The sequence below is a fragment of the Bacillus sp. AFS001701 genome, assembly GCF_002559405.1.
Classification (GTDB): Bacteria; Bacillota; Bacilli; order Bacillales; family Bacillaceae_G; genus Gottfriedia.
In genome coordinates this window covers 1-14534 of sequence record NZ_NTZO01000520.1, presented here as the reverse complement: position 1 = coordinate 14534, position 14534 = coordinate 1, and the positions used below count along the sequence as shown (strand labels likewise).

Here is a 14534-nt window from a genome sequence, read left to right as displayed (position 1 = left end):
ATATTGATTGGTCCCGATTAAATATAATAATAGCTATATTTGCTATATTATTTGTCACGCTAATAATAATTCTTTTTATTAATATTTTGTTCAACTTTATTTTAGACAGATTCACATCATATAATTTAGATTGTAAAAAGAATCAAGAAAAAGTTTTATTTACTATTTACTTAGCTAATCAATTATTATTTTTAATAACATATCAATTATTACAATTTAACAATCAATTATTCTTTACCCTACAACATTATAAATATATTACACCTATTATTTTTTCATTATTATTTTCTGTTCTATTGGGATTAAAAATTAAAGACATAATACATTTTAATGTCGGGATAATCACGGCAAATATTTTACTTTTGATTTCCCAGAAACTTTTCCTATTTGTAATTAAATTCTTTTAATTGAATCATTTAATATGGTTGATATTATGTCAAAGAGGATAAATAAGAGTTGTACTTCCACCGCAAAGAAGGTATGGCTTAACGGGAATTACAGAAGAAAAAATAGAAATAATTAATCATATTAGTTCAATGTAAATAGATTAAATATCGCTACATATTGTATTTAGGAGTTGAGAAGATGAAAAAGTTAAACTTTCATGGGGCAACTAACTTTGAAATTGAAGAAAAGAAATTATCATTAATGACACGACTTCATGTGAAAAATTTACTTTCACATTGTGGAGAATTATTTATTCATGATGATGTAATTGAATTTAAAGGTTGGAAAACTATTAAATGGTTCGATATTATTGATTTGAAATTGGAAAATGATCTAACTGTTAGTTCAAAATTATTCACAACTCAATCTAGACTTTTCTTTCTAAAATCAGCGAAACCTATAAAGTTATTATTAATAAATAATGAGGTTATATACTTTTATGTAAATTGGAATTTTGCCACAGGATTAAGTGATAACAATTATATTATGAGTTTAATTAAAGAGAAGGTATCAAAAATATCATAAGTGTATAAATTTATAAATATATTCCAAATAAATAGTTTTATAGTAAGTCCTGCTATAATTATTAGTAGGACCTTATTTATAGTCTCAGGTTTTATTCCTTTCATTTAAAAAAGCACATTTCAATTAATGTGCTTTTTACAATATTATTTATAATAATATAAACAAAAATAGGTTAATTACGATTATGAATAAAAAAACAAACATAACAACATTTCTAATAGTTATATTAGAACGTGTTTTTGTTTTTCCACTATTAGCCAAATATATTAAATTAATCATTAATAAAATAAGAATAATTTTCAACAAAATTATCACTTCATTTCTATTGTTTTTCCGTCCAATAGGGCTCTTGCTATGTGCAAGAATTATGCACGATTATGTGTTGAATATCTGATCTAGTTAAAAAATGTTAACAAATTAATCTCCTCCAAAATAGTTGAATTTTGTGTTTCATCAATTATTTCGGAGTGATATATGTGTAGAATAGTAACTTATGTGAACAAATAATGAAATATTTTACAAATCTATAACCCACGTAATAAACCCACCAACATCCTGTTGTGTTGTCAATTACATTCCACAAATGTGGAGTGGATAGTTGAGCTTGTTTAAATAGGAAGCAACTAACCCCTGTGGTAGTTGCCTTTTTTTGTTCTTCGAAAGGATTTAAGAGGTTGAATGAATCCTGATATCAGCTTTATTACTGACAAATAATTAATAGGATTAACAAAGAATTTATATAGCTTTACAAATCTGAAATTCTAGATTAACAGATGAAGATTAATCTATTAATAAGGAGAAAGGGGATTAAAGAAAGACACAAGCTTGCTTGTTGGGTTTTTAAACGCAGATGGTGGAACTGATACCATAATTTCACATCTACCACGGGTCATCTACTCGCTGAAAACGGGCGCAAATTAGACTTCTTGCCGATTCAAAAAGTAAATATGCTTGGCATGTTTCGATGGTGCAGTAAAACGTACATAATAATCTATTTATACAGGAGGGATTCGGGAGAAAATGAATCGTTTACTACAAGCCTCTATTAGAAGAGCCGGCCTTATTATTACCCTTACTGTTATCGTTCTTGTATGGGGTGCAATATCAGCTTTTCAAATGCAGAGGGATTATCTACCTGAAATTAATAATCCTACACTTACGGTTACCGTAAAAGCACGGAGCCTGCAGGCTGATCAGGTTAAAGAATATATAACAAAGCCTATCCAGGAGGCGGTCAGGGTAGTAGACAATCTTCAGGATGTGGAAACCAATTCCTTTAATGGGGGATCGTTTATAAGTCTAAATTTTCCTATGAAGTATGATATGGAAAAGGCAGAGCAGCAAGTGAATAAAGCGTTAGAAGGAATTTCATTGCCAAATGGATCTGATAAACCCCTTGTGAACCGTCTTAGTACGCATTCGCTTCCTATTATGACAATCAGTCTAAAAAGCAATAATGTTAATATTACGCAAAATATACTGAGGACTTCCGTACAAGAAGAAGTGGTAAAAGGACTTAAGACAGTTCCTGGAATAAAGGACATTCAAGTGTCAGGCGGTGGAAACGCTGGATACGCTATCTCAATTCGCAAGGACGATTTAATTAAGTCCGGTTTTAGTGTGGACGATATCAATAATTCTCTCAAACAACAACACACAACTGAAACAGAAGGGAACTTATCAGACGGCCAGATGACAGTTCCTATAAAAGTGAACGGCTGGGGGCTAAACAAAACAGATCTACAGAAGTTGCCTATAAGTCGTGCAGATGGGAAAACCATTTCTCTTTCTGAGGTGGCGGATATTTCGAATTCGATTGTTAATCTTCAGACCATAACCAGAACAAAAGGTACACCAAGTGTAGTACTGGATATATTAAAAACGCCTTCATCAAATATTAGCAATCTGTCGAAAAGCATTCACAGCCGACTACAAGATATAACACCAATTAAAACTAACGATGTAGAAGCTTCCATCCTTTTTGACCAAGCTCAGCAGGTGAATCATTCCTTACAGGGACTCGTTAAAGAGGGGTTATTGGGGTGCTTGTTTTCGATGATCTGCGTATTTCTTTTCTTTCGCAATGTCCGCTCTACATTATTGATTGTTATCTCTCTACCGATCTGTCTTTTAGCTACTACTGGTATCCTAAAGTTATTAGGAATTTCCCTTAACATTCTTACCGTTTCCGGCCTTGTGGTGGCGATGGGAAGGGTTGTGGATGATTCGATTGTGATCTTGGACAATATCAACAGAAAAGTAAAAGAAGGAAAAGAATTAAAAAGCTTTTCATTCATTACACTGGCTGTAAAAGAGATGATTCCGGCTATCGTTTCATCTACGGCCACTACGGTTGCTGTATATATTCCAATAGCTCTTGTCGGTGGTCTTGTTGGTGCAGCCTTTTCAGGTTTTGCATGGTCTGTTGTTATTGCTCTTATTATTTCCTTAATAGTTTCAGTTCTTGTAGTTCCTGCTCTATATAATCTTTTCTGGAAGGGAAAACCCACGGCACCCAATGATTTCCTGGCTCAACGTTCTTATAACACTTATGACTGGATTTTTAAGAGAAAGAAGCTACTTAGTATACTATCTGTAAGTTTATTTGTTATTTTGGCTGCAGCCTCAGCCTTGCTTCCCGTAAATTTCCTGACTATGACTAATAATACTGGGCAGCTTGGCATCCAAATTGAATTACCCAAAAATACATCGCTAAGTGAAGTAGATGAAGAAGTGAGAAGAGTTGAAGTACTGTTGCAAAGGAATCCGAACGTTACTTCATTTTCTTCCGGCCTCGGTTCTTCATTCACTCCTCAATCAGATGATGTATTTGATGCTGGAGGTGGATGGATACAGCAGCCGAATATAGCCAACCTGTCCCTAAGCATTACAAAAAAAGCAGATAAAACTAAAATGACTCGCCAATTACAAAAGCAGTTGGATTCACTTAAAAGTACAGCAATCTATACGGTAACTGACAAGAGTATTTCAGGAGATGACTCTTTATTAAAAATTAATCTAAGTGGTGCGGATAGCCAAACTCTTGAAAATTTATCAGTCTCCGTTGGAAATCGCCTAAAGTTGATACCAGGTCTTGCCGTGCAAGGTTTGGCTGATGAAGAAGGAACCGCTTCTCAATATCAACTAACCCTAAACAGAAAGATGATTGAACAAAATGGTCTGAATTTATTAGATATAATAAATAGGTTCAAGTTATACACTGCTGAAGGTACAATAGGAGAGATTTCGCTTAACCATAATACTTATCCTATCGTTTTACATCTTAAGAATATGAATAGTAAGAACGCCCAGGCCTTCATTGAAACAGATCCGGCCCTGCGATTATTAAATCAGATGGGAAACGAAGCGTTTATAAATAAAGAGGGAAGAACGTTTAGATTAAATCAGCTTGTGGTTGCAACTCCCATCACAGATGCTTCTGTGATACAAGAGAAGGATGGTCATCCATACGCTGTTATTACGGGAAACATTCTCTCTAGAGATGTAGGGAAAGTAACCAAACAAGTTAAAAGTGTACTTAAGGATACTCCGCTTCCCGAAGGAGTTCATTACTCTTTTGCAGGAGCTCCTGAGCAAGTAAAGGAAATGATCTATGAAATGGCCATTGCTTTATCATTTTCCATTTTGCTCGTCCTTTCCATTATCAGTTGTGTATTCAGGGGATGGAAGGCACCTCTAACAGTATTAATTTGTATACCGCTTGCTGTCATTGGATCAGTAGCTGGTATGCTAATCTTCCAGTTAGAATGGAATCTGGCCGCCTTGGTCGGATTGTTAATGTTAACAGGAATTGTTGTTACGAATGGTATTGTATTAGTAGATAAAATAGAGAGAAATAGGTTGGCAGGACACAGTGTAGATGAAGCTCTATTACTAGGTACATTATCTAGAATTAGGCCGATCCTTACAACTGCTTTAACAACAATATTAACACTACTACCTTTAGCTTTATCATCTCGAACTGACACCATTATCTCTCAAACTCTCGGTATAGTTGTAATTGGTGGGTTAGTTAGCTCCACATTTATGAGCTTATTTATGATTCCTATTCTGTATAAATGGCTTCATAAAGACTATGATCAGAGTCCCAACGACAGCTTAGATCACCTTATTCATAAAGTTAAACTAACCGTTTAAGAAGTTTATTAAATCCAGTGAATTGCTATTGCTTTTGGCTGTAGACTTTAAGCTCATTCTTGATATCAAAGAATCGTTTTAAAAATGGTTCTTTTTTCTATAGAAGAAATACTTTTATAGATATAAGTTACATAGAATGGGCCGTTAAATGGTTCATACAATCATTTCTGGTCTATAACGAAGTAGATTGGCGATACTCTGGAATTCATTTAGTATTAAATCCTATCTTTCTACTCTTTTTCCGCAATAATTGTTCTACTACGTCCCCGATTAAGTAATTATTTATGTAATTTACTTAAACTTTATTTAAATTATGTAAATTTATTTAGATGAGAAATAGAGCATACCAAGACTACGAATATTGATACACCAATGTTTTAAGGTTGTAGATTATTCCAAGACTCCTATTTTTTTAGGGAAAATTTACTAATTAATACTTAACTATACTAAATATAACCTTTATATAAATTTACTAAACTAGAATAGTAGATTAATAGAATGGGCGTATTCTTTAAGAAGATTCAGAAAGGAGTGAAGAATAATGAAGAAAAAAGGAAATAAGAAGAAATTGCTCGCTGGGATTACCTTAAGTACTGTATTGTTAGGATCTGCCGGTGCTTATGCTGCAAATGATAATGCTTTTGGAGACAGGCTCGTTGGTCCTCAGGCAGATGGCTCCGTATTAGTACCAGCCAATCAACTAATCACACCAGCAGGAAAGCAAATTGAATTTGGGGGCAATCCTATTTCGGTTGCTGTACATCCAAATGGTAAGACAGTAGCAACGATTGTTGGACGCAATAATTACGGTGGAAAAGGAATTAACATTGTCGATCTCTCGACTGGAAAATTGACTACTCAAGATTTATCCATAGGCCTCTCTCAAATGTGGGGTTTAACTTATTCTGCGGATGGTAGCCAGCTATATGCAACAGGTTCATCAGGAACAACAGGAAAAGTAGTCGTTATGTCAGTTAGTGAAGATGGAACTCCATCGGTCAAAAAAAGTATTAATCTGCCGAAAGCATCTGTCGGCGGAAATATTAATCCACTTGATATAGTGGTTACACAAGAAGGGAAGCTACTAGTTGCGCTAAACCGTGATAACAGCCTTGGAGTTATTGATCCTCAAACAGGCAATGTAACGAAAGTAGTAGTAGAAAATGCGCCTACAGGTGTATTAGTCAAAGGCAACTTTGCTTATGTAACGAACCAGGGTGGCCGTACCGCAAAAGAAGGAGACACAACGGTAAATTCTTCAGGGACAAATGTGGTTGTGGACCCTAAAACAGGTGCAACTTCGACAGGAACAGTATCTGTTATTGACTTGACTACGAATACAGTAACAAAAACGATCGAAGTTGGTGTGCAGCCTGAACGTATGACGCAGTCGGGCCAATACATATTTGTAGCAAATACAAATAGTGATACGATTTCTGTTATTGATTCAAAAACTAATACGGTCGCACAAACGATAGACATCAAACCATACCCTAAAGCTGCTAAAGGATCAGCACCTAATGCTGTGAAAGTGGTAGGTAACAAATTAATGGTCAGCCTTGGCCGAGATAATGCGATTGCAGTATACGATTGGCACGGACCTGAAAAGACTCCTGAGCTGCAAGGACTCTTGCCGACAGCCTGGTTTCCAGTAGATATCGCTGTTGATTCTGAAAATAAGAGGTTAATTGTTGCTAATGCGGATGGTATTGGTTCTCGTGGACCTGCACGTGATTTAACGATTCAAGGAGTTAAGGTTACCGGGAAATCGTCATATGCCCAAATTGGTTCTCTTTCATTAATCCCATTCCCTTCTGCCGAGGATCTTGCAAAAGGGACCAAGCAGGTTTTTGCCAATAACAACTGGTTTGGTTTAAAGAACCTGAACGCAAAACCTCGTCAAAATAAAAAACCAGTTGCTATGCCTGAGCGCGTTGGTGAGCCTTCAACAATCAAACATGTATTCTATATTATTAAAGAAAACCGCACTTATGACCAGGTTCTAGGAGATCTAGGTAAAGGAAATGGAGAACCAGCTTTAACTCAATTCCCAAAAGCAGTAACTCCAAACATTCACAAACTTGCAAGTACCTTCCCGCTCCTAGATAACGTATATACTTCAGGTATTCAATCAGCAAGTGGACACCAATGGGTAATGCAAGGAACTAACACGGACTATGAGGATAAAGAAACAGATTCAGCTAATGTTAGAAGCTATCCTGGAGGGGCTGGGGATCCGATGGCGTACGCACCTACAGGACACTTATGGGATCAAGCAGCAAAAAATAACGTATCTGTAGAAAACTTCGGCGAAGATACAACCGGGTTCACCGGATCAGCACCTTTTGGTACCTGGACGGACTGGTACAAAGATTATCAGATCCTTTCCGGACAGAAAGAGGGAGAGCTTCATGTACCAATAGGAAACTATTCGGCAACATACGATATTCCATCTCTCGGGCCGATTACTTATAAACCTTTCCCAACCTTTGATACAAATATACCAGATCAATACCGATTTGAAATATTTAAGCAACGGTTTGAAGAGCACGTCAAAACTAACGATTTACCGGCTTTAAACACGTTGTGGGTAATGGATGACCATACTGCAGGAAATGCAACAGGTTCTCCTACACCTCAAGCAATGGTTGCTGATAATGATCTTGCTATTGGTAAAATCGTTGACCTTATTTCACATAGTCCTTATTGGAAGGACTCTGTAATCTTCATAACTCAAGATGATTCACAAAATGGATTAGACCATGTCGATGGTCATCGCCAGCCTGCGCATGTAATCAGTCCATGGGTGAAAAAAGGTATTACGGACAGCCATTATTGGACTGTCATAAATATGGTAAGAAGTATCGAGCAAATTCTTGGTCTCCCGGCTATGAACCAAAATGATGCAGCTGCAGAACCGATGAGCGAGCTCTTTACAAACAAGCCAGACTATACACCATATAACTTCGAGCCTAACCAAATACCGCTTGATACGTTAAACGGACAGCCGAACTCCAATACGGCTGCACTTGCCAATACCGAACAAGTTACACCAGAGTCAAAAGAACTTTCAAAAAAATGGACGGAATGGTCAAATAAAAACAAGAACCAATTTACCGGAAAACATGCTTCACCGGATGAAGTCAACGCCAATATGCTGAATCATTCTGTTTGGTACGCAACAAAAGGTTTTGATCAACCATATCCAGGGGATAAACAACCGCTCAGCCCAGAAGAAGTACAGAAGCAACCTGAAAGCAGCGCACCTTCTCCAGCAAATAATTAAAAACGTAAAGGATATTTAAGAGAAAGAGGCTGATTGCATTATTTATGGAGTTAGCCTCTTAGTAAGCACATTTTTAGATAGAGTTTAATAACTGTTCTAGATTCATAACGTTCAATACAAAGTGATATCAGATAAGTAAGTTAAGTGACTTATCTGATATCACTTTTAAATTACTTGTTATTAAATCAAAAATATAGCAACAACAGTAGTAACAACCAACCCAATCAAAACAGGCAACAAATTCCGTCTAGCCAACTCAAACGGACTAACATTACAAATCGCCGCAGCAGGAATCAACGCCCAAGGAATCAACGTTCCACCACCAACCCAAATCGCCGCTATTTGCCCCATAGCTGTCAAAGTTGCAACCCCATGACCAATCGCCGTAGCAAATAATGAAGCAACAGATCCAGCAAGCGAAATTCCAGAGAATCCAGATCCATCTAAACCTGTAATTGCTCCAACTGTTGTCAATGTTACTCCCGCAACCCCAGGGTTTACGGGTACTGAATGTGCTAAAGCAAACCCTAAATCATTTACAATTCCATGTGATCCTTTTGGCAAGTAATCTCCAATAATTGCAGTAAATCCACTATCCCCAAGATAGAAGAAAGCAGCAATTGGAATAACCGGACCAAATACTCTAAAACCAAATTTGAATCCATGTATTAAATAATTTGTTACCTCTTCGAATCCTTTATTTTTGTGCCCCAACATGGACAAGATTGAAAGGATAATAAGTGAAGTGCCCCCTATTAATGCTGTTGCATCTCCACCTTGTAAATTGAAATGAACCATCGCCCAAATATCTACTGCAAATAAAACGAAAACGAGAGCGGCCATCCATTTTTGTTGAGTAGATGAAAGAAGATAGTCCTCAGCTTTAGTCTCTTCTTCGGGTATTTCAACTGTTAAAAGTCCTCTTTTCATATCTCGTTTTAAGAAGTAAAAAGCAACTACAGTTGTCACGACACCCATTACGATCACAAGTGGAATACTTGCATGTAAAACATCTGAAACCGGAATGCCAGCTGCATCAGCTGTTAGTTTAGGTGCACCTTGAATGACGTAGTCACTTGAAAGAGCAATACCATGACCGAATAAATTCATTGCCATTGCAACACCTAATGCTGGTAACCCGACCCTTAGTGCAACTGGCAGTAAAACCGCACCAATTAAAGCTACTGCAGGGGAAGGCCAAAAGAACCAAGATACAACCATCATAACAATCCCAATCGTCCAATAGGCAAGTGTGGCGTTTCTCATCACCTTTGTAAATGGACTGATGAGTGCCTGATGCACTCCACTATCAGTTAATGCTTTACTCATAGAAACGATAATCGAGATTACTAGAATTGTAGAAAGTAATTCTGTTATGGCGTATATGAAACTTGAAAACAAGATACTTACTGAACTAGAAAGTGACTCAGTAGCTACCAAGCCAAGAAGAAATATTCCTGCGAGGCAGACTAGGCTAGTGTCACGTCTAAGAATTAAAAATAAAATAATTAAACCTATAAATGCTACATAAAGCCAATGGATGGCAGTTAAATCGACATGCATGAGAATAGCCCCCTTTCGTTACATATATTGGATAACAATATATGCATTCGCCTAGTTTAGGGTGATTGGAAAGATTTTACAGATAGACTTCTGAAAATTGAAAGAAAATTACTTAATGACGGAATTGTCGGAATTGTGTATAATATTGATAAAATAGAAATGGTTTCCGCATTGTGGAAAAAGTGTTGTTGTTTACTCGATGGGAGGGTTGGATGAATATGATTCAGATCAAAAGTGTAAGTAAATCATTTGGGCCATTACAAGTATTAAAAGGAATTGATTTAACGATTGAAGAAAAAGAAGTGGTTGTTTTATTAGGAGCAAGCGGATCAGGGAAGAGCACTCTTTTAAGATGTTTAAACTTTTTAGAAATAAATGATTCTGGAGACATTTATTTTGATGGTGAATTGGTTCAACCTAGTAAAACAGATTTGAATAAAATTCGGTCGGAGGTTGGCATGGTTTTTCAACACTTCAATCTCTTTCCGCATAAAACTGTTTTAGAAAATATAATTGAAGCTCCTATTCATGTTAAAGGAATGAAAAAGAGTGAGGCAAAAGAGATTGCTTATGTTTTGCTGGAGAAGGTTGGACTGACAGATAAGGCTGATGAATATCCAGAAATGTTATCAGGAGGTCAAAAACAAAGGGTTGCGATTGCACGTGCACTTGCGATGAACCCGAGGGTAATGCTGTTTGATGAGCCTACTTCAGCTTTAGATCCAGAACTAGTAGGAGAGGTTCTTCAAGTTATGAAACAGTTAGCAAGCGAAGGGATGACAATGGTTGTAGTCACTCACGAAATGGGTTTTGCTCGCGGTGTAGCGGATCGAGTTTTATTCATGGAGGAAGGTCTAATTTTAGAGGAGGGTACACCTAAACAGTTTTTTGAAAATCCCCAAAATGAAAGAACAAAACAATTTCTTAATAGTATCTTATAATTTAAAAAAATGATGGAGGTAAGTGTAATGAAAAAGAATTGGCATGGTATTTTATTATCTTCAATGATAGCAGGGGCAATGTTTCTAAGTGGATGTGGGGCAGATAAAACCGGAAGTCAAGCGAGTTCAAAAGAGTTTCATTATGCGATGAGTGGGTTATATAAACCATTTAACTTTAAAGAAGATGGCAAGCTTACTGGATTTGATGTTGAAATTGGTAAAGCACTTTCAGATAAAATGGGAATGAAAGCTGTACCAGTCACAAACCCATGGGAAACAATTGTACAAGGATTAGTATCCAATAAGTATGATGCGATTTTGGGGAGTATGACGATCACTGAAGAACGATTAAAGGTGGTTGATTTCAGTAATCCATATTATATTTCAGGTTCTCAGATTTTTGTTGCTGATAATAATAAGGAAATCAAATCTGCTGAGGATTTAAAAGGGAAGAAAATTGGCGTTGTAAAAGCAAGCCCATATAAAGATTTAGCGATTAAATATACTGGTAAAGAAAATGTAGTTGATTACGATAGTGATTTAACGGCTATAATGGATCTTCCAACTGGTCGATTAGATGCTGTCATTACGGATCAAATGGTTGGCTTTAGAGTCATTAAAGAAGGAAAGGCTAAGATTAAAGATGTTGGTACACCACTAACTCACGATAATCAAGCAATTGCTGTAAGGAAAGATGATAAAGAACTTGAGAAGAAAATTAATAAGGCTTTAGATGAAATTATTAAAGATGGAACTTACGAAAAAATTAGTCAAAAGTGGTTTGGTCGCAATATTCTTGAAGAAAAATAATAATAGAATACTAGCGTAAAATAAGAGCCTAAGATTTTTTAGGACAAGATGAGGGGTGAGGTTCAACATGCATATATTTTTAAATACATTTCATGTGTTTTTAGTAGCAACTTTATTAACATTAAAATTGACAATCGTATCTACTATTTTGGGAAGTGGAATAGGACTTATTTTTGCATTTTTCAGACTCTCCCGTATTAAAGTGCTTAATTATATTGCTAATCTCTATATTACGGTCATTCGTGGTACACCGCTTATTGTTCAAATTGCCATTTTATACTTCGGACTTTCTAGTATTATTACATTTTCGCAGTTTTGGGCTGGTGCATTGGCATTAGGTGTGCATAGTGGAGCATATATTGCTGAAATCTTTCGTGGTTCAATTCAATCAATTGACAAAGGGCAATTGGAAGCTGCCCGTTCACTTGGGATGTCCCAACCTTTAGCAATGAGAAGAATCGTACTACCTCAAGCATTTAAAATTGCGATTCCTGCTCTTGGTAATCAGTTTATTATTGGATTAAAAGATTCTTCTCTTGTAGCATATGTAGGGATGCAAGATTTATGGGGAGCAGGACTAAGTGAGGCTGCCTCTAACTTTGAACAAATGAATACATATATTGTCGTAGGTTTATATTATCTTGCGCTTGTGTTAATCATAACGTTTGGAGTTAAAAAGCTTGAAGATTCTTTAGATGTGAGTCGTGGTAAAAAACGAAAAATAAGAAAAAATAAATCTAATGCATCATTAGAATCAATAAAGTTGTAAATTAATTGAAAAATCCTTGGAAAAACAGACTATAATATATGTAAAAAATTACTCTCACAATTATTCATTTGCAAGTTCGAAATGAAAACAAGAAGTGCTGAGATACTCAAGTCAACGCATCTTTAAAGAAACATACGTATACTACAAGTACGTAATGAACGGGAATCCACCTAACGTGGAATATTCCCAGATTTTTGAACAGACTCCCCAACATAAGAAGTGAAGAGTCATAGGAGTTATGAACATGGTCCAATCAATTGACCGAGCTATGCTTATTATCGATATCCTAAATTCGGATGAATCCAAAAGTAATTGGCAAATCACCGAATTAGCGGAAAAAACATCTCTATCTCTTGGTACGCTTCACCGATTACTAAACTCTTTAATCCAACACGGACTTGTTGTACAAATACCTGAAACCAAACATTACAAGTTAGGGTATAAATGGATGGAGCTTGGCCTCCGTCAATTAGATAAAATGGATTTCAGATTAGTTGCAAGACCAGTAATGGAGCGTTTGGCGAACCATTTAGAGGAAAGTATCTATTTAAATATTGAGAGTGGGATAGATGGAATTGTGATTGATAAAATTGACAGTCCTTTAAAAATTAGAATTGCTGAAAATTTGGGTATCCGAATTCCACTACATATCGGTGCTCCCAATAAAACCATTCTTGCTTATATGAAAGAGTATGAAATTCAACAAGTACTAGATCAGCTAAATCTTTCACCTAATTCAATATCAACTTTAAAACAGCAATTGGTCGAAATTAGACAAAATGGTTATGCAATAAGTCAAAGTGAAAAAACAGAGGATACGGCGGCTATTGCGGCTCCAATTACTGGATATAACAATAAAGTGCTTGCTGCTTTAAGCGTGAATGTTCCAGGATTTCGATTTACTCAGGAACGTATTACGTTTTTGATTGATGAAGTAATGAAAGCAGCTGAAGAAATTTCAAAGAAGATAGGGAAGATATAGGTGATAATAGACGCATTCCACTAACATGGGGTGCGTCTTTTTTTATAACCATACTTGATCTTAGAAAATAATTATGACTATTAGAATAATCAGTGTAGATCCATTCCAACAGGTTTACCATCACTATCGGTTCGCTAAAATCTCAAGAAAGATTGTTCGTCTCATTCTTTGACTATATTTGATTGTGGTGTTAAAATGACACCATGAGTGAAAAAGACAAAAAAGGTGGTCTGAATTTTATGGAAGAAAAAACTAGATTAAATTTATCACTTGCACAAGATGTAGATGATTCCTTAAACAATTTATCAGAAAAACTAAAGTTAAGTAAGAACTCTCTTATCAATTTAGCTTTGTCTAAGTTATTGGTTGATTACGGAGTTATTGATTTTCATAAAGAAACTAATGAGAAGAACAAAATCCTTAAAAGTACTGAATACTGCGACTTACTGAGTAGGGGAAGGCTTGTAGACGGAGATACGGTCAGCACTATTGAGCGAATTTTTGTTAATGAAACTGGAGAAGATGAAATTCGTTTCGCCTATTATAAATTCAATAAAAATGGTAATGAGCGACTAATACTTAGACCACTTGATATTAACGAGAATGAACTTCTTATGTTATTTGCTGATGCGGTAAGTGAAAATGTATTTTCACCTGACTTTCAAAGGAAGCTAAAAGCTATTTTATAATTTAAATTAAGAGGAGGAAAAAAATAGTACGTGTTTGGAAAAGGAGGGTATTGAAAATGAAATTCGAAACATTTTAAGGCGCATTTCTATCAAATATTAATCTAGATGATATTGTTTTTTAAAAGAATGGTGAAAAACTAAACTCTACATTGACCAAATTTATTTTGATATCTCAATATACAGTTAATCGTTATCACAAACGATAAACTCTAATTAATTACTCTTCTCAGTGGTTTTTCTTCATAATAAAATAGAGTAGGAGATATAGTGTTTATTGGAGAATGGTAAATTTGATAAAAGAGATAGTTTTAAAGATTTTGGGTTAAACAATTCATTTATGGTATTTTGATCTGTATACTATCAG

10 protein-coding genes are annotated in these 14534 nt (G+C 35.7%); 9 read left to right on the top strand and 1 reads right to left on the bottom strand.

Annotated elements, in window-relative coordinates:
• From CN514_RS26235 to CN514_RS21910, 4 genes are all read left to right on the top strand, one after another.
• The coding region (locus tag CN514_RS26235) for a hypothetical protein (protein ID WP_217993954.1) at nt 1-407 on the top strand (407 nt) is incomplete at its 5' end.
• A 178-nt stretch (nt 408-585) separates the two neighbouring features.
• Entirely contained in the window at nt 586-972 is a 387-nt protein-coding gene (locus CN514_RS21920) for a hypothetical protein (RefSeq protein ID WP_098234392.1), read from the top strand.
• A 1020-nt stretch (nt 973-1992) separates the two neighbouring features.
• On the top strand, nt 1993-5130 hold the full coding sequence (locus CN514_RS21915; protein ID WP_098234391.1) for an efflux RND transporter permease subunit: 3138 nt from the start codon (nt 1993-1995) through the stop codon (nt 5128-5130).
• A gap of 568 nt (nt 5131-5698) precedes the next feature.
• Entirely contained in the window at nt 5699-8416 is a 2718-nt protein-coding gene (locus CN514_RS21910; RefSeq protein ID WP_286141792.1) for a bifunctional YncE family protein/alkaline phosphatase family protein, read from the top strand.
• Nucleotides 8417-8596: 180 nt separating this feature from the next.
• Here CN514_RS21910 and CN514_RS21905 read toward each other — a convergent pair whose 3' ends face one another.
• On the bottom strand, nt 8597-9979 hold the full coding sequence (locus CN514_RS21905; RefSeq protein WP_098234389.1) for a hypothetical protein: 1383 nt from the start codon (nt 9977-9979) through the stop codon (nt 8597-8599).
• Between the two features lie 218 nt (nt 9980-10197).
• On the opposite strand from CN514_RS21905, the gene CN514_RS21900 reads away from it, so the two are divergent.
• From CN514_RS21900 to CN514_RS21880, 5 genes are all read left to right on the top strand, one after another.
• Nucleotides 10198-10920, top strand: a complete 723-nt coding sequence (locus CN514_RS21900) for an amino acid ABC transporter ATP-binding protein (RefSeq protein WP_098234393.1) — start codon at nt 10198-10200, stop codon at nt 10918-10920.
• Between the two features lie 63 nt (nt 10921-10983).
• Nucleotides 10984-11730 (top strand): ABC transporter substrate-binding protein, encoded by a 747-nt coding sequence (locus tag CN514_RS21895; RefSeq protein ID WP_483295029.1) that lies wholly within the window; start codon nt 10984-10986, stop codon nt 11728-11730.
• Between the two features lie 67 nt (nt 11731-11797).
• Nucleotides 11798-12499 carry an amino acid ABC transporter permease gene (locus CN514_RS21890; protein WP_098234387.1) on the top strand — a complete coding sequence of 234 codons (702 nt, stop codon included), beginning with the start codon at nt 11798-11800 and terminating at the stop codon, nt 12497-12499.
• 244 nt (nt 12500-12743) lie between these two features.
• Nucleotides 12744-13481, top strand: coding sequence for an IclR family transcriptional regulator (locus tag CN514_RS21885; protein ID WP_098234386.1), 738 nt, complete (start codon nt 12744-12746; stop codon nt 13479-13481).
• A gap of 203 nt (nt 13482-13684) precedes the next feature.
• Nucleotides 13685-14170, top strand: a complete 486-nt coding sequence (locus CN514_RS21880; RefSeq protein ID WP_098234385.1) for a hypothetical protein — start codon at nt 13685-13687, stop codon at nt 14168-14170.
• Nucleotides 14171-14534: the final 364 nt, after the last annotated feature.

What these genes read in the sequence shown, in the direction of transcription:
- CN514_RS21895 (WP_483295029.1), top strand. Translation starts at nt 10,984, where the DNA reads ATGATAGCAGGGGCAATGTTTCTAAGTGGATGTGGGGCAGATAAAACC.
- CN514_RS21900 (WP_098234393.1), top strand. Translation starts at nt 10,198, where the DNA reads ATGATTCAGATCAAAAGTGTAAGTAAATCATTTGGGCCATTACAAGTA.
- CN514_RS21915 (WP_098234391.1), top strand. Translation starts at nt 1,993, where the DNA reads ATGAATCGTTTACTACAAGCCTCTATTAGAAGAGCCGGCCTTATTATT.
- CN514_RS21905 (WP_098234389.1), bottom strand. Translation starts at nt 9,979, where the DNA reads ATGCATGTCGATTTAACTGCCATCCATTGGCTTTATGTAGCATTTATA.
- CN514_RS21885 (WP_098234386.1), top strand. Translation starts at nt 12,744, where the DNA reads ATGGTCCAATCAATTGACCGAGCTATGCTTATTATCGATATCCTAAAT.
- CN514_RS21880 (WP_098234385.1), top strand. Translation starts at nt 13,685, where the DNA reads ATGAGTGAAAAAGACAAAAAAGGTGGTCTGAATTTTATGGAAGAAAAA.
- CN514_RS21890 (WP_098234387.1), top strand. Translation starts at nt 11,798, where the DNA reads ATGCATATATTTTTAAATACATTTCATGTGTTTTTAGTAGCAACTTTA.
- CN514_RS21920 (WP_098234392.1), top strand. Translation starts at nt 586, where the DNA reads ATGAAAAAGTTAAACTTTCATGGGGCAACTAACTTTGAAATTGAAGAA.